The organism is Halomonas sp. 113 (assembly GCF_904067645.1).
GTDB lineage: Bacteria > Pseudomonadota > Gammaproteobacteria > Pseudomonadales > Halomonadaceae > Vreelandella > Vreelandella titanicae.
The window spans coordinates 5,399,822-5,420,354 of record NZ_LR881453.1; the positions used below are offsets into that span (position 1 = coordinate 5,399,822).

At 52.4% G+C, this 20,533-nt stretch carries 17 protein-coding genes; 6 read left to right on the forward strand and 11 right to left on the reverse strand.

Translation table 11 applies throughout. From position 1 onward, the window contains the following. Nucleotides 1-149: 149 nt before the first annotated feature. Nucleotides 150-2,216, reverse strand: a complete 2,067-nt coding sequence (glyS, locus tag YERSI8AC_RS25105; RefSeq protein WP_138800891.1) for a glycine--tRNA ligase subunit beta — start codon at nucleotides 2,214-2,216, stop codon at nucleotides 150-152. Then, on the reverse strand, nucleotides 2,216-3,187 hold the full coding sequence (glyQ, locus tag YERSI8AC_RS25110; RefSeq protein WP_159177858.1) for a glycine--tRNA ligase subunit alpha: 972 nt from the start codon (nucleotides 3,185-3,187) through the stop codon (nucleotides 2,216-2,218). Before glyQ ends, glyS begins: the two co-directional genes overlap by 1 nt. Before the next feature lie 109 nt (nucleotides 3,188-3,296). Here glyQ and rfaD point away from each other — a divergent pair, with 109 nt between their 5' ends. Together rfaD and waaF are read left to right on the forward strand one after the other, a co-directional pair. Then, nucleotides 3,297-4,253 (forward strand): ADP-glyceromanno-heptose 6-epimerase, encoded by a 957-nt coding sequence (gene rfaD, locus YERSI8AC_RS25115; protein WP_138800892.1) that lies wholly within the window; start codon nucleotides 3,297-3,299, stop codon nucleotides 4,251-4,253. Beyond that, complete coding sequence (gene waaF, locus YERSI8AC_RS25120) at nucleotides 4,246-5,289, forward strand: lipopolysaccharide heptosyltransferase II (RefSeq protein WP_022521022.1); 1,044 nt, start codon at nucleotides 4,246-4,248, stop codon at nucleotides 5,287-5,289. Before rfaD ends, waaF begins: the two co-directional genes overlap by 8 nt. On the opposite strand, the gene YERSI8AC_RS25125 is transcribed toward waaF, so the two are convergent. The 8 genes from YERSI8AC_RS25125 to YERSI8AC_RS25160 form a co-directional block, all read right to left on the reverse strand. After that, nucleotides 5,279-6,859, reverse strand: coding sequence for a sulfatase-like hydrolase/transferase (locus YERSI8AC_RS25125; RefSeq protein ID WP_101148389.1), 1,581 nt, complete (start codon nucleotides 6,857-6,859; stop codon nucleotides 5,279-5,281). The genes waaF and YERSI8AC_RS25125 overlap by 11 nt on opposite strands. A 170-nt stretch (nucleotides 6,860-7,029) precedes the next feature. Next, nucleotides 7,030-8,007 carry a glycosyl transferase family 90 gene (locus tag YERSI8AC_RS25130; RefSeq protein WP_022521021.1) on the reverse strand — a complete coding sequence of 326 codons (978 nt, stop codon included), beginning with the start codon at nucleotides 8,005-8,007 and terminating at the stop codon, nucleotides 7,030-7,032. Continuing rightward, nucleotides 8,007-9,044: a glycosyltransferase family 4 protein gene (locus tag YERSI8AC_RS25135; RefSeq protein WP_171051177.1), complete on the reverse strand. Its 1,038-nt coding sequence runs from the start codon at nucleotides 9,042-9,044 to the stop codon at nucleotides 8,007-8,009. Before YERSI8AC_RS25135 ends, YERSI8AC_RS25130 begins: the two co-directional genes overlap by 1 nt. 3 nt (nucleotides 9,045-9,047) lie before the next feature. Further along, entirely contained in the window at nucleotides 9,048-9,830 is a 783-nt protein-coding gene (locus tag YERSI8AC_RS25140) for a glycosyltransferase family 2 protein (protein ID WP_159177859.1), read from the reverse strand. Next, nucleotides 9,827-10,981 (reverse strand): glycosyltransferase, encoded by a 1,155-nt coding sequence (locus YERSI8AC_RS25145; protein ID WP_159177860.1) that lies wholly within the window; start codon nucleotides 10,979-10,981, stop codon nucleotides 9,827-9,829. The genes YERSI8AC_RS25140 and YERSI8AC_RS25145 overlap by 4 nt, the downstream gene beginning before the upstream one ends. Continuing rightward, nucleotides 10,978-11,922 carry a glycosyltransferase family 8 protein gene (locus YERSI8AC_RS25150; RefSeq protein ID WP_159177861.1) on the reverse strand — a complete coding sequence of 315 codons (945 nt, stop codon included), beginning with the start codon at nucleotides 11,920-11,922 and terminating at the stop codon, nucleotides 10,978-10,980. The genes YERSI8AC_RS25145 and YERSI8AC_RS25150 overlap by 4 nt, the downstream gene beginning before the upstream one ends. Next, nucleotides 11,919-13,292 carry an O-antigen ligase family protein gene (locus YERSI8AC_RS25155; protein WP_159177862.1) on the reverse strand — a complete coding sequence of 458 codons (1,374 nt, stop codon included), beginning with the start codon at nucleotides 13,290-13,292 and terminating at the stop codon, nucleotides 11,919-11,921. The genes YERSI8AC_RS25150 and YERSI8AC_RS25155 overlap by 4 nt, the downstream gene beginning before the upstream one ends. A 102-nt stretch (nucleotides 13,293-13,394) precedes the next feature. After that, entirely contained in the window at nucleotides 13,395-14,114 is a 720-nt protein-coding gene (locus YERSI8AC_RS25160; RefSeq protein ID WP_159177863.1) for a 3-deoxy-D-manno-octulosonic acid kinase, read from the reverse strand. On the opposite strand from YERSI8AC_RS25160, the gene YERSI8AC_RS25165 reads away from it, so the two are divergent. From YERSI8AC_RS25165 to waaA, 3 genes are read left to right on the forward strand one after another with little or no spacing between them, the layout of a single operon-like run. Further along, nucleotides 14,113-15,210: a glycosyltransferase family 9 protein gene (locus tag YERSI8AC_RS25165; RefSeq protein WP_053856930.1), complete on the forward strand. Its 1,098-nt coding sequence runs from the start codon at nucleotides 14,113-14,115 to the stop codon at nucleotides 15,208-15,210. The genes YERSI8AC_RS25160 and YERSI8AC_RS25165 overlap by 2 nt on opposite strands. After that, on the forward strand, nucleotides 15,200-16,630 hold the full coding sequence (hldE, locus tag YERSI8AC_RS25170; RefSeq protein ID WP_159177864.1) for a bifunctional D-glycero-beta-D-manno-heptose-7-phosphate kinase/D-glycero-beta-D-manno-heptose 1-phosphate adenylyltransferase HldE: 1,431 nt from the start codon (nucleotides 15,200-15,202) through the stop codon (nucleotides 16,628-16,630). Before YERSI8AC_RS25165 ends, hldE begins: the two co-directional genes overlap by 11 nt. A gap of 10 nt (nucleotides 16,631-16,640) precedes the next feature. Continuing rightward, nucleotides 16,641-17,933 carry a lipid IV(A) 3-deoxy-D-manno-octulosonic acid transferase gene (waaA, locus tag YERSI8AC_RS25175; protein ID WP_022521012.1) on the forward strand — a complete coding sequence of 431 codons (1,293 nt, stop codon included), beginning with the start codon at nucleotides 16,641-16,643 and terminating at the stop codon, nucleotides 17,931-17,933. A 23-nt stretch (nucleotides 17,934-17,956) separates the two neighbouring features. Here waaA and rpiA read toward each other — a convergent pair whose 3' ends face one another. Continuing rightward, entirely contained in the window at nucleotides 17,957-18,631 is a 675-nt protein-coding gene (rpiA, locus tag YERSI8AC_RS25180; RefSeq protein WP_027958479.1) for a ribose-5-phosphate isomerase RpiA, read from the reverse strand. A gap of 175 nt (nucleotides 18,632-18,806) precedes the next feature. Here rpiA and ilvA point away from each other — a divergent pair, with 175 nt between their 5' ends. Further along, nucleotides 18,807-20,321, forward strand: a complete 1,515-nt coding sequence (gene ilvA / locus YERSI8AC_RS25185) for a threonine ammonia-lyase, biosynthetic (protein WP_009286372.1) — start codon at nucleotides 18,807-18,809, stop codon at nucleotides 20,319-20,321. Nucleotides 20,322-20,533: the final 212 nt, after the last annotated feature.

The window sequence follows — 20,533 nt, forward strand, 5'->3', positions numbered from 1 at the left end:
TGTCGGCGATACTTTCTGCCCGCGAGATTTAAGACTATTTTACCCCGATCTAACAAAGATGTTTCACGTGAAACACGTACTCCCCAAACAATAAAAAAAGCCCAGCCGTTAGGGCTGGGCTTGGGGATTTGCGATCCATTAGTCGACGACTACTGAGGGAGCAGCGAAATATCGGCGACTTCTAAAAACAGCGCTTGAAGGCTTGCAAGAAGCGCTAACCGATTACGCTGAATAGCCGGGTCATCCGCCATCACCATTACTTGGTCAAAGAAGGCATCTACTGGATCTCGCAGTGTGGCAAGTGCGTCGAGTGCACGCTGGTAGTCACCCGCAGCAAATAGGGGTGCCACCTGTGCTTGGCTACCTGTCACAGCGTCGAACAGTGCCCGCTCGGCATCTTCCTGCAGCAAGTGTTGATCGACCTGTGTGCTGCCGTCATGCTCCTGCTTGCTTAAAATATTCGAAACGCGCTTGTTAGCCGCCGCCAGCGCTGTGGCTTCGTCACGCTGGGCAAAGGCCTTCACAGCGCGCAGGCGGCGAGCGAAGTCGAGCGGGTTTGTGACTGGGCGCGCACGAACAGCAAGGTACATTTCTGCGCTGATGCCTTCATCCTGGCCCCAGGCGCGGAAGCGATCCAACATGTACGTCAGCACGTCCTCAACCAGCCCGTCAGCTTTGGGGAGGCCCTGGTGCTGCTCAGAGGCAACCGTAAGCAGCTCGCGCAGGTCAAGATCCAGCTCGCCTTTGACCAGAATGTTAAGCACGCCAATCGAAGCACGACGTAAAGCGAAAGGATCTTTCGCACCGGTTGGGCGTTGGCCTATCCCGAAGATGCCTACCAGGGTATCCAGTCGATCCGCCAGGGCTAATGCCTTGCCTGTAGCACTTTGGGGAATCGCATCAGTAGCAAAGCGGGGCAGGTACTGCTCTTCAAGGGCTTGGGCAACCTCCGCGGGTTCGCCATCTTGCTGCGCATAGTAGCGTCCCATAATGCCCTGAAGTTCAGGGAATTCGAGCACCATCTCCGTCACAAGGTCGCACTTGGCGAGTGCCACGGCGCGCTGAGCGTGAGCCACGTCGCCATTGATACGTTCGGCAATAAATGTCGCAATAACCGAACTGCGGCGAGCTTTATCCGCCAGGGTGCCTAGCTGCTGCTGGAATACCACGCTCTCTAACTGTGGGATGCGTGACGCTAATGTGTACTTGCGATCGGTGTCGTAGAAAAACGCCGCATCGGCTAAGCGCGGACGAATGACTTTCTCGTTACCGGCAATGACCTGGTCGGGGTCAGCGCTGTCGATATTGGCAATGGTGATAAATAGCGGTTTCAGCTTGCCAGCGTCGTCCAACAGGTGAAAATATTTCTGGTTAGCCTTCATCGAAGAGATCAAGCACTCGGCGGGCACTTTCAGAAAGCGCTCATCAAAGCTGCCGGTAAGGGCGACTGGCCATTCCACCAAGCCGCTCACTTCTACCAGAAGCTCTTCGTCGATAACCGCATTGGCCTCCTGCACTTCGGCCTCTGCTAATACCTGTTCGCGGATGCGCTCGCGGCGTTGCTCACGATCCACCAGTACATAGGCATTTTCCAGGGTAGCCACATACTCATCAGCGTGCGCCAACTGAATGGCATCAGGGGCGTGGAAGCGGTGACCGTAGGTCGTGCAGCTAGCCTTTAGGCCAAGTGCCTCGGCGGCCACTACGTCGCTACCGTAAATGGCTACCAGCCAATGAACGGGACGGGAAAACTCAACCCGTGAAGCGCCCCAGCGCATGTTTTTAGGCACAGGGAGGGTGCTGATTGATTTGCGGATAATCTCAGGCAGCAGCGCTTGAATAGATTCTCCCTGCTGCTGCTCACGAAAACCTAACCAAGTACCTTTATCGGTTTCTAAATGAATCAGCTCGTCGACGCTTACACCGCAAGAGCGGGCAAAGCCTTCCGCGGCTTTAGTGGCAACGCCATCCTTAAAGGCAGCCGCCAGCGCTGGGCCACGGCGCTCAACGTCACGATCAGGCTGTTTGTCGGCCAGTTCATGCACCTGTACCGCTAAACGCCGTGGTGTCGCAAAAGCGGTAACGTTGGTGAAGGGAACATCGGCTTCTTGCAGGCCTTTCTCGATGCTCGCGGCGAACGCATCGGAAAGAGCGTCCAGGGCCGTGGGCGGCAGCTCTTCTGCACCTAGTTCTAGTAAAAGCGTATTAACAGCCATTAGTCCTCTCCCTGATCGGCGAGTAGCTCTTGTAACAGTTCTCGGCGAAGAATTTCTGGCGCCATGGGGAAACCTTCGGCCTTACGCGACTCAAAGTAAGCAGTGGCAACATCCCGGGCCATGGTGCGAACGCGCAGGATAAAGCGTTGACGCTCGGTGACCGAGATAGCGTGACGGGAATCTAATAGGTTGAACGTGTGTGATGCCTTCAGGACTTGTTCGTAGGCCGGCAGCGGCAAGCTGGCAGCGAGCAGCTTGCTGCACTCTTTTTCCTGATGGTCAAAGTTAGCAAATAGCTGATCGACATCGGCATGTTCGAAATTGTAGGCGGACTGTTCGCGCTCGTTTTGCAGATAGACATCGCCATAAGTCACTTTGCTGCCATCGGGGGCAATGGCCCAGACGAGGTCATACACACTGTCGACGTCCTGCAGGTACATGGCGATGCGCTCAAGCCCATAGGTCAGTTCGCCGGTGACCGGATAGCATTCGATGCCACCGGCCTGCTGAAAGTAGGTAAACTGGGTCACTTCCATGCCGTTTAACCAGATTTCCCAGCCCAGGCCCCAGGCGCCCAAAGTAGGAGATTCCCAGTTATCTTCGACAAAGCGCACATCGTGAACCAGCGGATCAAGACCCAGGCGTTTGAGTGAGCCCAGGTAGAGATCCTGCAAGTTGCTTGGCGATGGCTTCATCACCACCTGGAATTGGTAGTAGTGCTGAAGGCGGTTAGGGTTCTCGCCATAGCGGCCGTCAGTAGGGCGGCGGGAAGGCTGTACATAGGCAGCATTCCAGGTTTCGGGACCAATCGCCCGCAGGAAGGTAGCGGGGTGGAAGGTGCCCGCGCCGACTTCCATATCGAGCGGCTGAAGGATGACACAACCCTGTTCTGCCCAGTACTGCTGCAGAGCAAGGATCAAGCCTTGAAAGGTCGACACATCGGGTGTCGATTGGTTTGTCGAGACACTCATCGCGGAAAGCACCGTTGGCCATGAATTCATAAGGCGTCAAGTATACAATCCTAGGCAGATGGGTTATAGGCACGTATGCCAACAAGCTGCTTTAGGTAAGGAGAACAGTATGATTGTGGTAACAGGCGGTGCCGGTTTTATCGGGGCCAACATAGTTAAAGCATTGAACGCCCGCGGTCGAAACGATGTGATGGTCGTTGACGATCTACGCGATGGTACCAAATTCGTCAATTTGGCCGACTGCACGCTGGCTGATTATCTCGATAAAGATGATTTCCTCGCCAGGGTAAAAGTTGCGCTAAAAGGCGAAAGCGTTGACCTGCCCAAGATAGATGCGATTTTCCACGAGGGCGCCTGCTCGGATACCACCGAATGGGATGGCCACTACATGATGGAGAATAACTTCGAGTACTCCAAAGTGCTGCTTAATTACTGCGAGCAGCAGAGTATTCCTTTTTTATACGCCTCGTCAGCCGCCACCTATGGCGGCAGCGAGGTATTTAAAGAGGTACCCGAGTGCGAAAAGCCGCTTAACGTTTACGGCTATTCCAAGCTGCTGTTTGATCAGCACGTGCGTTCGCGCTGGAGCGAGTTAACCACTCAAGTAGTGGGCTTTCGTTACTTTAATGTCTATGGCCCCCGTGAACAGCACAAGGGCAAAATGGCCAGTGTGGCCTATCACAACCACTTGCAAATTCGTAATGGTGAAACGCTCAAGCTGTTTGGCGGCTATGACGGCTACGAGGCAGGCATGCAGAGTCGTGACTTTGTTTATGTGGGCGATGTAGTCGATGTGAATCTTTGGTTTTTGGATCATCCTGACAAGTCAGGAATCTTCAATCTTGGCACTGGTCGGGCTGAACCTTTTAAAGCCATTGGCGAGGCGGTTATCGACTTTTACGGTAAAGGTGAGATCGACTACATTGCCTTCCCCGAAGAACTCAAAGGACGCTATCAGAGCTATACCCGAGCTGACATTGGTCAGCTACGTGAGAGCGGCTGCGATGTTGAGTTTAAAACCGTTGCTCAAGGGGTGAAGGCCTACTTGGGGTGGTTAAATGGCTAATTCAGCTCAGCGCTTGCTGGTGATTGGCCCTTCGTGGGTCGGTGACATGGTCATGGCACAAAGCCTGTTTATGACCTTAAAAGCCCGCCAGCCAGGCGCGACGATAGGGGTGGTTGCACCAAAGTGGTCACAGCCTATTTTAGAGCGTATGCCCGAAGTGGATGAAGTGCTGCCGCTGGCAGTGGGGCACGGTGAATTTGGCTTGGCCAGCCGCCGTGAACTCGCCAACCGCCTGCGTGGGCGTTTTGATCGTGCCATTGTACTACCACGCTCGTGGAAGGCAGCTTTGGTACCCTTCATGGCACGCATTCCCGAGCGAATAGGTTTTTTAGGCGAACATCGCTATGGGCTTCTCAAAGAGCGCCGTAAACTCGACAAACAGGTGCTGAATCAAACGGTAAAGCGCTTTGTTTCCTTGGGCCTACCCCTGGAAGAAGCAGCTAGGGGTGATTTTGTGCTGCCCAAGCCACGCCTGCAGATTGATCGCGATAATCTGGTCAATTTACGCCTGAACCACTCGCTTTCTTCCCGCACGGCGATTGGCATGATGCCGGGCGCTGAGTACGGCCCTGCCAAGCAGTGGCCGGTCAGCTACTTCCACAAGTTAGCCAAACGGCTGGTGGAAGAGGGGTTTGAAGTACGCGTACTCGGGGGGGCAAAGGATCACCCGGCGGGCGAGGAGATCACACAGGGGCTTTCCCATGCCCATAACCTGTGTGGTAAGACGCAGCTGGCTGATGCGGTCGATCTGTTGGCGGATTGCCGGCAGGTAGTCACCAACGACTCGGGGTTAATGCATGTGGCTGCAGCGGTAGGTGTTCGTGTCCATGCGCTGTATGGCTCCTCATCGCCCGCCTACACGCCGCCGCTGACTGATAACGCCGTCATTCACTACCTAGCGCTCTCTTGCTCTCCCTGCTTTCAGCGTACCTGCCCGTTGGGGCATACCAATTGCCTGAATCTGCTCAGCGTTGAGCAAGTCTACCAACAGATTCACGCGGCTCATCAGTGGGAGAGCGTGATCGTTAATGGATGAGCTCGACTTCGTCTGCCGCGTCAGCAGGCGTCTCTAGGGTTTGCTCTTGAGTAACTTCTTGAGAAGGCTCGTCGGACTCACGCCGCTGAGGGGAAATGCCCTCCCAAAGGCGGTGCTGAAGCGCCGTCTCTTCCCGTAAACGCTCATTAAGCACTTCGATACCGTGGGCCTCTACCAGCGTACGATTATTACTGAAAAGCGAAGTGCCCAATCCAGCGCGGTCGCGCTCTAAACTAAAGCCCAGCGCATCGAGTATCGTGGGGAAAACATCCAGCATGGTAGCGTCTCGGCGAATACGCTGTGGCTCGATATCGTTGCCGAGCATTATCAGCGTGTTGTCGCGGTCTAGCGCGGTCAATTGATCCCACACAGAAACGCGCATCGTCAGATGGTCGCTCAGTATGACCACCAAGGTATTATCGAGAAGACCCTCAGAATCCAACCGTTCAACCAAATCTTGAGCCAGCCAAGTCGCGCATTCCACCGAATAAAGAATATCCTGGCCGTCAAACTCTCCTTGACGTTCCACGCACGACTGGGAGGGATAACCATTAGGCGCATGACCCGCCAGATTGAGGCTAATTACACCCCAGGGGCCGCTATTCTGGCTATCTAAATGCCGGATCTCATCGGCGGTGATGTCATACAGCGTGTCGTCATACAGGCCCCAGCTATTTACATACTCAGGATTCTCTAGCAGGGGCTCTAAATCTTCACGTCCTTTCACCGTATCGAATTGGTGGCCGCGATAGAATAGTCCTTTACCCGCGAATTGTGTGCTAGCACCGCCTAGATAGCTTAGTTGGTAGCCCTGTGCAGCAAGAATGTCGCCGAGACAATCGACCCCGGGAACAACCTTGGAAAGAGGCTCGAACTGGCTGTCGTGAAGGAGTCCAGCAGGCATCAATGGCACGCCGCACTGGCTGGCAATCATGCCCGCCATTGTCCAGCCCGTATTATCCATCTGGCGCACGCCCTCAAAAACGGCACCTCGTTCCCCTAGGGCGTTGAGACTGGCGTAGGCATCCCCAAATATGTCATTAGAGTAGGTACGCTCTATGCTTTCCAAATACAGAATGAGTAAGTTAGGGGCGTCCCTAAGTTCCTCGGCAGGGGGCGGCTTGTAGCGTCGATCCAGCCAGGCGCCGTCATCAGTGACAATGGCCGCGCTGCGTTGGCTTATGCCATAAAGTAGCGGGTTGCTAGCCAATAATATAATAGCGAAAAAGCGCTCGGCTAACCGCCAGCGCTGGTCGTGGCGTGATAGCCACGTCACGGCCGCCAGTACGCCAATCATTATTAACGTATAGAGCACCGCGGAAATCATTTTGCCTGCGCCACCATGCTTGGCTATGCCTGCCTGGAGGTGAAAAAACACCGCACCCAAATCGACAATGCCAAAGCTGTCCGCCAAGTAAACGTACACACCCCAAAGACTTAACGGTACAAGCGACCAGGGCCACATTTTACGATAGCGAGCATTGGCAGGCTGGCCCCAGCGCAGCTTAAGCCCCACACCAATCCATGCGGCCGCTACTAAAAATAGCGTCCACCAGGGCAGACGGGTCATTACCGTGACCGTGTAACCCAGGCTGAGGCCAATTAGTGTCAATGCAATGGTGGCTAGCCTAGCGGTATCCCATGCAATGAAAGAGCGATAACGTATGATGACATTTACCTAATATAAACAGTGAAAAAGGAGATGTTACAGAAAATTGATAGCTCTGATGATAACGGCTACTACGGGAGAAGTTGATGGGTGCGCTCGAAATATTTCTGCATAACCAAAAGACCCATCAAGCGTTCTTTATCAGCATTCATAAATTGAGCGAAGTAGCGGTTAGCATTACCGATAATTTTTTTTGCCGCCACGGGGTTTTCAAGGTAATAGGTGACTTTCTCCTCAAGGTCTGAGTAATCATCTTTGAGCTGCACATAGTGATAGTCAGGTAACAAAGTGCCTTCCATAAACCATGTTTCAAAGCGCGGTAGTCGCATAAAACAGAGTGAATTAGAGGCCATTATCCATTTGAGATTCGTTGCAACATCTTTGCCTTCGATACTGAGTACGAACTTATATTTCAGTTGCTCCAGTACCGACATAAATTGGCTATGCCAGGGCTGACCTTGCGCATTTTTGTGAATATCGCCCACATTACATAGCGGGTGATCATAAAAGTCTCGAATGAATTGTCGCCGATGTTCTTGATGACAAGAACCACGCCATACCACAAGGTCAAGCTTGTCATCATAGCGGTGAGGATCTTTCACCGTGTAGTAATGACGAACACGGTTTAACTTAAGTAAAACTGAGTTTTGATTGTGGTCATTAATGGGCCGGCTTTTCACTAAGGTAGGTGCATCCGGCACGGTGGTTACATCACCAAAGCGATGGCAGAAGCGTAGTTCAGGCGGAAAATAGCGCAACACACTGAGCAAATCCAAGTAATAAGTGCCGCTTTTCTCGCGTTTGAAACTAGATAAACTTATAGCCTCCTTAGGCAGTTCAACGTTGTTTTCCAGTTGATTACAGTAGTTAACTCGGAGAAGTAGCTGCTGCTGCTCCTCTTTTGACAATTGCTTTAATGAGCGAAGTAAATTTAATCTTTGCCGTTGCAGAAACGTACTGGGAATTAGGCGGTGAACGGTATGTTGCGCATAAAAGCCTAGTTTATGAAGATTTTTATGCGCTTTTGCAGAAGCTGCAAGCATAATCATTAACTCACTATTGTTTGATAGAGGTGCCAGTACGCTGCAGTCATTGACTGAGGGCTATAATGATCTAAACGTTCAGTGGCTCCTTGGGCCAATCGTTGCCGAAGAGCGGGATCCTGCCTTAATCGCATAATGTCGTTAGCCATTGCATCGGCGTCGCCGGACGGTATCAGCAACCCCGTTTGTTCGTGCTTGACGATATCGGGTATGCCGCCAACCTTGGTAGCAATGACAGGAACGCCTAGCTGCATGACATCCAGCAGCACAGAGCCCAGGCCTTCATTGCGTGAAGGAAATGCAAACACATCCAGGCCAGCTAGATAGTCGGCAATATTGCTTTTAAATCCCAGCCAGGAAACATTGCTAAGTGACGAGGATTCTGCTTTTAGCGTTTCTGCATCTTCACCGTCACCTAGAAAAATAAACTGTATATCAGGCGCTTGATGCTCAAGCTTCTGCGCAGCCTGCAATAGCACTCGCTGACCTTTATGACGGTCAACCATGGCGCCTGCATGACCGACCAAAAATTTATCGGCAAAATCATTGCGAAAACTTTTGGTCGCCTCAGGCGAGGGCGTTAAGCGCGCATAGGCACTGGGTATCAAGGTAACGTCGCCACACTGATTGTCTTCCAGCAGACGCTTTATGACGTGGGAGAGGGCAACCCTGGCGGATGCTTGAGAGTAACACTGCTGATTAAACCACTTACGTTTGACGGGCGAGTCGACACGGCGTGTAATTAAATAGGGCGTGCCTTTTAAACGGTAGTGTAAGTAAGCCCAATGAACGCCTTTTGCATCGTGGGCATGTACAAGCTGTGTCCCGCCGAGATCAAAATGCCCCGCTAACTGGTGATTGGCTGCTTGAAAGTTGAGTCGCGCTACACTCTGCAGGTGCTGGCGCATGGGCGAGTCTCGACGGCAAACCAGCGTTTGTGCAATATCGTTTGGTGCATGCTCTGCTAACGTTTTAATTAATAACTCAGTTTGACGCTCTCCACCGCGAAAACCACGCGCCAAATTTACATGAGTAATATGCATCAATCACCAAACCTTATTAAAGTCTTCCGCTTCAAGCACTTTGGGATCGCGTTGATATTCGAGCAGCTTGGCATACTTTAAGTAGCTATTTAGCCCTGCGCTGATCGCAACGGTCATGCCATCTACTCCGCCCATGAAGCCTCGCTGAAATATATATTTGCGTACGAAGGCATTCAGGCCATGTGCAAACGGTGAAAAAGCGTTTGCCCGCTTCCCCTTTTGAAACATGATTTTGGCCGCACGACCGCTGAAGTTTCGCCCTGGCTTGGCAAATAACTGACCTAAGTTAGCAAAGGAGTAATGCGCTATATCTGCGTTAAGTCGCTTGGGGTTGGCAGCCCCTATGCTGGCATGCTGTTTTACATCAGCAAAGCGAGCATGGTGCCGGTTGTAGAGCCGAATACAGTAATCGGGATACCAGCCACAGACTCTAATCCAGCGTGAGCCAATCATATTGCGGCGACGAAAGGCAAAGGCGTCATGCTCGGTTGCAGCTAGGTCTAGTTGTCCAATCGCTTCGACCATCTCCGGGGTTAGGCGTTCATCGGCGTCTAAGCTGAGCACCCAGTCGTACTTTACGTGCGCTAGCGCGATATTTTTTTGAACGCCGTCACCTAAATAGGCTTGTTGAACCACCTTGGCACCTAACTCACGCGCGATAGCGGTGGTGCGGTCCTGGCTGCCTGAATCCACCACAACGATGTCTTCACATACTTGGCGAGCGGAAGCAATACAGTCCGCAATATTGGCTTCTTCGTTAAAGGTAATAATATTAGCCGATATCATGAAGCAGGCATCTCTTGCAAAAAGGCAGTAGTAATGTGCGCTGGAGAAAAACGTTCCAGCCAACGTTCATCAATAGCATAGCCGTCAGCATCAAGAATGGCATCGACACGGGCTGCTAACGCCTCCGGTGTCATTTCACACAGATAAGCTTCCAGCTCACCGGTCATAATATCACGTACCCCGCCTGGGCAATCGACCGAGACAATAGGCGTTTGGCAGGCCAGCGCTTCAAGTAATACGATGCCAAGACCTTCGTGGGCAGAGCTCAAGATGAATAGGCGAGCATGATGCATCCAAGGGTAAGGGTTTAGTTGGCGACCGGTAAAAGTAACCCGTGCCGCAATACCCAGCTCAACGGCTAGCGCTTCCAGCTCTTTGCGCAGTGGCCCCTCGCCGACAATCACCAGCGGAAGCGTTGTGCGCATCTTGGCGTACGCCCGCAGTAGAAGGTGATGGTTTTTCTGCGGTACCAAGCGGGCTACATTGAGTAGATATGGAGAATTGGGCCGCTCTGGGAAGTCTTCGTACATAGCCTTTCGAATAGCCCCTAAAGGGCATGGATTGGTAATGGTTCTCAGCGAGGACGGTTTGACTTGTAGCGTCTGCATAGCAGTGGCGATTTGCTTTTCGACGCCGTGGGATACGGTTACTAAGTGTTTGTTATGAAACAGACAGCGTGCTTTTAGTCGCTCTAGCCAAGGGGCATGACTTCCGGTAGTTTTGACGATATTTTCCAGCACATAACAGGCGCGGGGGTCTTGGAAGGACCATACCGTTTCAAAGGTACCAATGCCGCGGAAAATAATCCGATCAAAAGCGCCATATTGGCGCTCAAGGCGACGTACTTCGCGACGAAAAAGTTTTCCACCCCACCAGCCTGATAATAAAAAATAGCTTTTCCTTAACACGCTATTGAGCAGGCGTGCTACCACCTCAATAATGCCACCCACACCTGATGTCCACATGGCACGAGACAGTGCGAAATGGTGAACTTTGACTCGCTCATTGCTTGGTTCTAACTGAGGGGGGCGCGGCTTAAAGTACATCAAATGGCTCTCATGGCCGTGTTCCGCAAAGGCGTCAGCAAGGTTTACCGCAACCCGTTCCATGCCACCTATTTTTAGCGTACGCACGACAATCAATACCTTCATGTGGGCGAGTCCTTTTGGTGGGGCGGAAGTTGCATCACAGGGTGGCAATGCAATCGCTGGCGGCGCCGCCGATTTTTAAACCACGCCAGCATTTGCTTCAGACGTCGTTGCAGGGAAGGATGAGTAGCTTGTACAGATGTCTGCCACGGTGTTAACGAAAGATAGTGCCGATACAAATAGGCAAGCGGGTGGCGGCTGTCGGCGTGCCATGGTTTACGTGCGCCAATAAAATGTATGATCGCGGGTTCACGGATAGCGTGTTCAAGTTCCTTCTGCCAATCAGCATAGTGAGCTGCTTTTTTTTCTACGGCCGGATAAGCGTATGGCTGCATATTCCAGCGCATGGGTAGTCGATACCAGTCTTGGAAAATGAGATTTAATGCGTCCTGATCGGGATAACTTAAGGTGTAATCGTGCTGTTTTAATATTTGCTCTACTTGGTCTAGCACATTGCGAGCTTTCCACCCTTCCAGATCCACCAGAAGGACGCCGGAATTAAAATAGTGTTGATAACCAAGGCCCATTCGACTCTGCTCAGTTCCTTGTAGATTAGCCACACTAGCTATGGGAGCGCCCTGTATGTCGAATGACAACAAATTGGCGATATCGTCTAGCACTACAAGGTCACAGTCTAAATAAATAACTTTCTGGCAGCTTGGTGGCAGCCAATTGTGCATGCCTAGGCGCAGCATAGCGGCGGGCCCAAAACGGCCCAATGTTAACTCGGGCCAGCGACTATTCTCAGCTTCAATGATCGTTAGTTCAGCAGGCAGTGTAGTAAACCAGTTGTGCAGCTTTTGATGAGTGTTTGCAGATAATTTGTATCCTAATATATAGAAATGCAGAGTTTCAGGTGCCTCGCTGTGACAAACGGTTGACGCTATCACGGCAGCGGCTTTATCTACATAAGCCTCATCGGAGCACAGGACAATATTAATCATTTGCGATCCTTTCCTGATATAACAGAAGATGTTGAACTGTTAGTGCGCAATGTGGGTTTCCATATATGGACGAGGCCGCCCGCCATAACAACATTAAACAGAAATACACCTGTCCAAAATATCAAATATGATTCAAAAAGATTAATCACACTCCAAAAGCATAAAAAAGCATAGAAAAATAGCAGTACATCACCCGGCATGTCGCCACGCTTCCAAGCAAACCATGCGTTTGCTATAAACCACCCTAGTAGATAAAAGTAAGCAGCTAGACCTAACAAGCCATACTGTAGTGTGATTTCAAGATAGAGGTTATGTAGATGACCAAAATTTAAAGCTTGATAGTGTGCTTGATTATATTGGATGTTATCAAATAGATAATCAATGCCTTGCTCACCCCAGCCTAGCAAGGGGCGTTGGGCAATCATATCGATCGCGGCGCGCCAACTATATAGTCGCTCTCCTACACTAGAGCGTACTTCACTGGTTGATAGGGGAACAGAACTCCAGTCACCCCTCAGTAGTGCCTGAATGGTATCCAATTCTGCAGTAGCTCTTTCAATGACTAAAGAGCTATTGGTAATAATAAGAATCGCCAGACATGCTGATAATATAAAAAATATGAGTAGATGTTTTTTTGAAAAGCTTTTCCGATGCTCAATAAAGATTAAGAAAAGTGCCGTTAATAAGCCTGCTATCACACCTAGCCAAGTGGCGCGAGTTTGTGAAATGATAACGCCAGCTATAATGATAATAAAAGCGAGTACCCATAAACTTAGTTTGCCATAGTGTTGTAGAGGAGCCCTTAACAGCCGTGGTAAAAAAATAAGCAATCCAAGCAGTACTGTGCCGAAAAACATCGCTGAATGCTGAACGTTACGAATACCAAACCCAATGCGTTCGCCGAGAAAACCACGCTGAAAATCAGCGAGGCCATCGCCAGCGATCCATGGCGCCAATACGACAGCTGCGCTAGCAATACTCCAGAAAAGTAGCGTGTTCTGTGTGCTGCCAGCAAGCCACCATGCAAATATAATAAATACGAACGGTCGAGCAATGTGATCCAGTTTAGGGTAGTCACCTGCCAGATCAGGAAGTGCCAGTGTTAAAAAAAACCAATGACACACTGCTAACAGTAAGGCCCACCAAAACATATGAAAAACAGGGTGTTTCCATACTGGTACGGCATAAATTTTAATGCTAATTAAACCAGAGAGAGATAGTACTAATTTATTGAAATCGCTAAAATCATCAAAGTGAGGCTTTGAAAAAACATAAAACAACGTAGTTAATACGCCTATCGCTATTAAGGGTAGGGGCGTTTTTCCAAAATAATGTGTTTCCCATAAGCTTGAAGGGATCTTTCTTAACATATACTCAGTTTCTCAGTTGTTTTCTGCATCTATGAAAAATTAATGTTCATTGGTGAACTGACCGGTATTTTAAAAGCTGTTTTAACAAGTCGCGATAAAAATTTAACTACAGTAACCTTGTCGAATGCTGCCCATTAATTCTGAGCTGTGGGAGATGGCAGAAAATTTTCCTAGCGAGCGCTCTAAGCGAGCTAAATTCTTTTCCTGCCACTTTCCCGCCGCACGGGGGCGGCAGCGATCAAGGTCAATCAACCAAGGTGCGCCACTGGGGTCGATCAAAATATTGCGGGCGTTCAGGTCAACATGATCAAGCCCCGCTTGATGAAAGCGGTAAATCATAGCACCTACACGCTTTAACAACGCTTCATCCGCCAGATCGTCGGCGAGTAGCTCAGCGAATGCTTTGGCACCAGCAATGCGCACGGTAATCAATGCGGCTTCATACGTAAGCCCATAGCGAGTAACACAGCTTGCTACGGGGCGAGGTACCGGCAGCCCTTGCTCAAAAAGCGTGGCGGTTAAGCGCAGTTCACGAAATGCCCGGGTGCGCTCAGCGCCAGTCCATAGGTAGCGTTTCTCACTGAGTTTGGCCGCCATGCCCCCCCGGCAATAGGGCCTTAATACCCACTGCTCGGTCGGCGTTGCCTGTAAAAACAGACTGCTGCCCCGGCCTGGTGCTTCGCCCACAATTAATCCGCGCTCACGCCAGTAATCGCGCGTGAATAAGTCTGGATCAATTTGGTGTGTTCCCGGCCCGTCACATAAACTGTCTACATCATGTAAAATCAGCCAATTTCTCTGCCGGAGTGCCGCTAAGCGCATGAAGCCCTCTCTGCCTGTTCAGCCTAACCACATTGCCATTTTGCGCCTCTCCGCCCTAGGAGATGTGTGCAATCTCGTGCCCACGGTGCGGGCGTTGCAGCGCCAGTGGCCCGATGCGCGCATTACCTGGATTATCGGTAAGGGGGAGCACAGTCTACTGGCGGGGCTTTCCGGGGTCGAGTTCGTTGTTTACGACAAGTCGACAGGTATTGCCGGAATGCGCGCGTTATGGCGGCAGCTTGCCGATACGCGCTTCGATGTGTTGCTACATATGCAGCAGGCCATTCGGGCCAGCGTGCTGTCGCTTGGGCTGAAGGCCGACGTACGCGTGGGCTATGACAAGGCGCGTGCCAAAGATGCTCAGCACTGGTTCACCCAGCATCAGCTTGCGCCGCACCCCAATGCCCATGTGTTGGAGTCCTTTATGGACTTCGCCCGGGTGCTCGGGGTAGAGGATGACCGCTTAGCGTGGGATTTACCTGTGCCCGATACGGCACGTAATGAGGCTCAGGTGATCAGCGGTGAGACCCCTTACCTCGTCATTAACCCGTGTAGCAACGTTCGCCTGCGTAATTTTCGCAACTGGTCGGTAGAGGGCTACGCGAGCGTGATTGAACACGCTTGGGTGCAGCACGGTCTTAAAAGCGTATTGACCGGTGGCGGCAGTGCTCTGGAGCGTGAAATAGGCGAGCAAATTGAAGCACTCTGTCAGCCAGCCAGTGTCATTAACGCCATCGGCGGCACCTCATTGAAAGGGGTTTTAGCGCTGATCGATCAAGCCCAAGCGGTGATAGCGCCGGATACCGGCCCTATCCATATGGCCAATGCCATGGGAACGCCGGCATTGGGTCTTTATGCATCGACCAATCCCCAGCGTGCCGCACCCTATCTGTGGCGCGATTTTGCTGTCAACGCATACCCTGACGCGGTACGTACTTATCTGCATAAGTCGGTAGACGAGGTGAGCTGGGGCCAGCGGGTGCGTCACCCAAGCGCCATGATGCTGATTAAAGCAGACGACGTTATCGCTAAACTGGATACATTGCTGGCGCATACCGCTTTGACTGCCAGCGCAGGGAGCACCGATGAAGATTGATTTAACCGCGTTAGAACATGCCCGTGTACTGGTGGTCGGCGATGTCATGCTTGACCGCTATTGGCATGGAGGTACCTCGCGGATTTCCCCCGAAGCGCCTGTGCCAGTAGTTCGGGTAGAAGATGTTGAAGACCGTCCAGGCGGAGCGGCTAATGTGGCGCTGAACATTACCTCCCTGGGCGGCCACGCGGTGCTGGCGGGTGTGATCGGAGACGATGACAACGCGCAGATTCTACAAGCTAGTTTGATTGCTTCAGGTGTGAGTACTTACTTTCAACGTAGCGTTGAGATACCCACGATTACCAAGCTGCGTGTGATGAGTCGTAACCAGCAGTTGCTGCGCCTGGATTTCGAGCAGCGCTTGGACAGTGTCGATACCAATGTGCTGGTGACTCAGGTAGAAAAGGCGCTCCCCGACTGCGACGTAGTGATCCTTTCCGACTACGGCAAAGGCACGCTGAACCAAGTAGAGAACCTGATAGCCAACGCAAGAGCTCAGGGCAAGCGCGTGCTAATCGATCCGAAAGGGCAGGATTTCAGCAAATACCGTGGGGCAAGTTTAATCACTCCCAATCTGACCGAATTTGAAGCCGTGGTTGGTCATTGTGCGACCGATGCTGAGTTATCCCGCCGGGGTGAAGCGCTACGTGCTGAGTTGGAGCTGGAAGCGTTGCTGATTACTCGCAGCGAAAAGGGCATGACGCTGATTCGTGAAGGGCATGCGCCGCTACACCTACCTACTCGCGCTCAGGAAGTTTTTGATGTAACAGGGGCAGGCGATACCGTTATTGGCTTAATGGGGCTAGCGCTAGCGGCAGGCCACGCCTTTCCCGAAGCAATGATGCTGGCTAATTTGGGGGCAGGGCTGGTAGTGGCCAAACCGGGCACGGCCACGCTCTCTATCGCCGAGCTCTACACTGCCTTACACGGCGATAAGCTGGCCGAGTTTGGGGTGATTGAACCGAATGTATTGATCGAGGCGGTGCGTGCTGCCCAGCTACGCGGTGAGCGGGTGGTCATGACCAACGGCTGCTTTGATATTTTGCATGCGGGCCACGTCGCCTACCTGGAGCAGGCTAAATGTCTGGGTGACCGTTTAATCGTCGCGGTTAACGACGACGCCTCTATTGGTCGCCTGAAAGGGCCCAAACGTCCGATTAATCCGCTTAACCGGCGGATGCAGGTGTTGGCGGGGTTAGGGGCTGTCGATTGGGTTGTGCCGTTCAGTGACGACACCCCTCAGGCGCTGATCGAAGCGGTGCTACCCGATATCTTGGTCAAAGGTGGCGATTATCGTCCAGAAGATATCGCCGGGGGCGCGGCCGTTATCGCTAATGGTGGTGAGGTTAAAGTACTGGGCTTTGAAGATGGCGTTTCGACCTCGGCGATGATTAGTTCGATTCTAGATCGTGAACGCTAAGAAACCTCTGATGTCTTCACCTGCCTGGCCTCGGCTTGCCTACTCAGCGGCACTGTATGCGCTCTCACCGCTGATTGGCTGGCGCATATGGCGTGAGCAAGTACCCACTTACTCACGCCTTCAGCGGCTGGGTTTACGCCTCGAACCGCTGCCTTCCGCGCCACGTATTTGGCTGCACTGTGCCTCGGTGGGAGAAGTACGCGCCGCTCGACCGTTGATTGAGGGGCTACTAGCGCGTTATTCAACGCATAGCCTGCTGCTCACTACCATGACTGCGACAGGTGCTCAGCAGTCTCAAGCGCTTATTAGCGAGCAAACCCCAAGCGATCAAGCAAGGCTTACCCATCGCTTCCTACCGTTGGATTTTCCCGGTGCTGCCAGACGCTTTGTACGCAGCGTTCAGCCCGAACTTGCGATCCTGTTTGAAACCGAGCTGTGGCCCAACCTGATCCACGCCTGTCGCCAGCAGGGTGTGCCGGTGGCAGTGGTGAATGGTCGCCTATCGCCCCGCGCCTTTAAGCGCTACCAACGCCTGCGCCCGCTAATGGCCAGCACGCTCGCCAATATTAGCTGGCTAGCCGCAAAATCACCGGCAGATGCCGAACGCTTTAATGCCCTTGGCTGCGGCACGGATATTACACGCATCGTTGGTTCGCTGAAATTTGAAATAGCTTGCCAAGATAAGGTGTCTGAAGAGAGTGAGCGCTTACTTCAAGAATGGGAAGGGCGTCCGGTTTGGGTAGCGGGCTCCACCCGAGACGGCGAAGAAGCACTTGTGCTTCAAGCCCATCGTCAGCTACTTAGGCGCTATCCGAACGCGTTGCTGGTGCTGGTGCCTCGTCACCCCCAGCGCTTTGATGAGGTGGCTAAACTTTGCCAAACAGAAAGCTGGACACTAAGCCGCCGCAGCCTACAGCAGCCTGCCACAAAGCAAACTCAGGTTTACCTGGGGGATACGCTCGGTGAACTGGCCGTTCTTTATGCAGCAGGTCGTGTGGCCTTTGTGGGGGGCAGCCTAGTGCCGTTGGGCGGGCACAATGTGCTTGAACCAGCGGCGCTCGGTAGGCCGGTGCTTAGCGGTTCCTCAATTGAGAACTTCGCCGATGTCGCTGAACCGCTTCAAGCGGCAGGTGCGCTAACGCTGGTCGATAGCTCGGATGCCCTGGCAGATGCCTTGGCGGACTACTTTGCTAACCCTGAGCGCGCCCAACAGGCTGGGCGCGCTGGCCGCGCGGTGATTGAGACGCAAAAAGGCGCACTTGATCGCACCCTGACAGGATTGGCGTCGTTACTGTCTCGTTAGCCATTGCCTGTATCGAAGAATCTTTATTTAAGCGCTATGCGCTCCACACCATCTTCTTTGCCCAGCAGCAGAACATCGGCGCCGCGGGCGGCAAACAAGCCATTGGTCACCACACCGACGATAGCGTTGATACGCGCCTCCATGGCTACCGGGTCTTCGATCATAAATTCAAAGCAGTCGATGATTTGGTTGCCATTGTCGGTGACTACCCCCTGGCGATAAACCGGCTCGGCACCAAGCGCTACCAGCTCGCGGGCGACATAGGAGCGAGCCATGGGGATGACTTCTACCGGTAGCGGAAAATGACCTAGCTGAGGCACGTACTTTGAACCGTCGGCAATGCAGATAAAGCGTTCGGCACAGGCAGCCACGATTTTCTCGCGGGTAAGCGCAGCACCGCCGCCTTTAATCATATGTAAGTTAGCATTTACTTCGTCTGCACCGTCGATGTAAAAAGGAACTGTGCCAACGCTATTGAGCTCAAAAACTTCAATGCCCAGTTTCTCAAGGCGCTCGGCACTTGCCTTAGAGCTCGCCACCGCGCCTTTAAAATGATGGCGCAGGGGCCCCAGGCGATCAATAAACAGGTTAGCCGTGGAGCCGGTGCCAATGCCTAAGATGGTATCCTTTTCCAACTGAGATTTAATTTCTGCAATGGCGGCGTCCGCCACGGCGGCCTTTAATTCATCCTGGTTCATAGCTTGGTTCATAAATAGCCTTGTGAGTCAGAGGAGAGTTAGAGAAAAGAGGTAGTGGCGTTAGTATAACGGCCTAAACGTTGCCTGCCGATGGAAACGCGGCTAGACGCCGCTATACGTAATCTGCTACCAATAAAAGCTTTGTCCGTTCACGTTCTTCCCTTGGGATACCCGCATGCTCGAAGCAACCGTCAAAAAGATCCTCCAAGCCCGCGTTTATGAAGCCGCTTGTGAGACCCCGATTTCCCCTGCACCCTTTTTGTCGCGTCGTTTCAACAACCAGATTTTGATTAAGCGCGAAGATCTACAGCCGGTGTTTTCGTTCAAAATCCGTGGCGCTTATAACAAAATGGCGCAGCTCACCCAGGATCAAAAAGATAAAGGCGTGATTGCCGCTTCCGCCGGTAACCATGCTCAAGGGCTGGCCATGGCCGCGAAGCTGATGGGTGTCAAAGCCGTCATTGTGATGCCGCGTATTACCCCCGATATCAAAGTGCAGGCGGTGCGCGCCCGGGGCGCCAAGGTCATCCTCAAAGGGGATGCCTTCGCTGCTGCAGCCGAGCATGCTCAAGAGCTGATCAAAGAGCACGGTTACACCTATATTCCGCCGTTTGACGATATTGATGTGGTGGCCGGTCAAGGCACCATCGGCGTGGAAATTCTGCGCCAACACGCTGGGCGCTTAGACGCCATCTTCGTGCCGGTTGGCGGCGGTGGTTTGATCGCCGGTGTCGCGGCCTATGTGAAGTACCTCCGCCCGGATATCAAAGTAATCGGTGTCGAAGCCGAAGACAGCGCCTGCCTCAAAGCCGCCTTAGAGGCGGGTGAGCGTGTGGTGCTCGAGCAAGTGGGTGTATTTGCCGAAGGCGTCGCGGTGGCACAAATTGGCGAGGTGCCGTTTTCGTTGATCAAAGATCTGATTGACGGCGTTATCACCGTCAATACCGATGAAATGTGTGCAGCGGTGAAAGATATTTTTGAAGATACCCGTGCCGTGGCGGAAACCTCTGGCGCGCTCTCGCTGGCAGGGCTAAAAAAATACGTGCAGCAGACCGGTGCCGAAGGCGAGACGCTGCTGTGCATTAACTCAGGCGCCAATACCAATTTTGATCGCCTACAGCACATTGCCGAGCGCACGGAACTAGGCGAGCAGCGTGAAGCGATCCTGGCGGTGACCATTGCCGAGAAACCCGGTAGCTTTAAGAAGTTTTGCCGCACGCTAGGCAAGCGTATGGTGACCGAGTTTAGCTATCGCTACGCTGACAGCAGTGAAGCGCATATCTATGTAGGCGTGCAGGTTAAGCCCGGCGGTGAAGATCGACAGGCAGTGATCGACAAGCTGCGTGAGAGTGGCTATCAAGTAGAAGACTTGACTGACAATGAGCTGGCGAAACTGCATATTCGTCACCTAAGTGGTGGCCGCCCCAGCGAACGTTTCGAAGAAGAGGTATACCGTTTTGAGTTCCCCGAGCGCCCCGGTGCGCTGATGAACTTTTTGACGCAGTTGCCACACGACTGGAACATCTCGCTATTTCATTATCGCAACCATGGCGCTGCCTACGGCCGAGTGTTGGTGGGAATGCAAGTCCCAAACGGTGACCGTACTCATGTGGCAGAGTACTTAGATGCCATCGGCTACCGTTACTGGCGTGAAAGCGATAATCCGGCCTACCGATTATTTATGGCTTAGCGCTGCCCTGCGGTAAGCATAAGACGTGCGTAAATAGTTGTGTGTAAGTGGTTGCTTACCTTTAACGTCAGAGCTGCTAGTAACATAACGTAACTTAATCCTCAGAAATGAGGCTAAAAAAGGTCGCTAAACTAGTTGTCAACGATGGCCTAATAGCCCTATAGTCGTGAATGAAATTAAGCAAATCTGCCACCCTTTTGAAACCGTAAAGT

Coding starts and splice junctions, on each gene's coding strand:
- rfaD (WP_138800892.1), top strand. CDS start 3,297: ATGATTGTGGTAACAGGCGGTGCCGGTTTTATCGGGGCCAACATAGTT.
- YERSI8AC_RS25135 (WP_171051177.1), bottom strand. CDS start 9,044: ATGCATATTACTCATGTAAATTTGGCGCGTGGTTTTCGCGGTGGAGAG.
- YERSI8AC_RS25140 (WP_159177859.1), bottom strand. CDS start 9,830: ATGATATCGGCTAATATTATTACCTTTAACGAAGAAGCCAATATTGCG.
- waaA (WP_022521012.1), top strand. CDS start 16,641: ATGTCTTCACCTGCCTGGCCTCGGCTTGCCTACTCAGCGGCACTGTAT.
- glyS (WP_138800891.1), bottom strand. CDS start 2,216: ATGGCTGTTAATACGCTTTTACTAGAACTAGGTGCAGAAGAGCTGCCG.
- waaF (WP_022521022.1), top strand. CDS start 4,246: ATGGCTAATTCAGCTCAGCGCTTGCTGGTGATTGGCCCTTCGTGGGTC.
- YERSI8AC_RS25150 (WP_159177861.1), bottom strand. CDS start 11,922: ATGATTAATATTGTCCTGTGCTCCGATGAGGCTTATGTAGATAAAGCC.
- YERSI8AC_RS25145 (WP_159177860.1), bottom strand. CDS start 10,981: ATGAAGGTATTGATTGTCGTGCGTACGCTAAAAATAGGTGGCATGGAA.
- ilvA (WP_009286372.1), top strand. CDS start 18,807: ATGCTCGAAGCAACCGTCAAAAAGATCCTCCAAGCCCGCGTTTATGAA.
- hldE (WP_159177864.1), top strand. CDS start 15,200: ATGAAGATTGATTTAACCGCGTTAGAACATGCCCGTGTACTGGTGGTC.
- YERSI8AC_RS25160 (WP_159177863.1), bottom strand. CDS start 14,114: ATGCGCTTAGCGGCACTCCGGCAGAGAAATTGGCTGATTTTACATGAT.
- YERSI8AC_RS25155 (WP_159177862.1), bottom strand. CDS start 13,292: ATGTTAAGAAAGATCCCTTCAAGCTTATGGGAAACACATTATTTTGGA.
- YERSI8AC_RS25125 (WP_101148389.1), bottom strand. CDS start 6,859: ATGACCCGTCTGCCCTGGTGGACGCTATTTTTAGTAGCGGCCGCATGG.
- glyQ (WP_159177858.1), bottom strand. CDS start 3,187: ATGAGTGTCTCGACAAACCAATCGACACCCGATGTGTCGACCTTTCAA.
- rpiA (WP_027958479.1), bottom strand. CDS start 18,631: ATGAACCAGGATGAATTAAAGGCCGCCGTGGCGGACGCCGCCATTGCA.
- YERSI8AC_RS25130 (WP_022521021.1), bottom strand. CDS start 8,007: ATGATTATGCTTGCAGCTTCTGCAAAAGCGCATAAAAATCTTCATAAA.
- YERSI8AC_RS25165 (WP_053856930.1), top strand. CDS start 14,113: ATGAAGCCCTCTCTGCCTGTTCAGCCTAACCACATTGCCATTTTGCGC.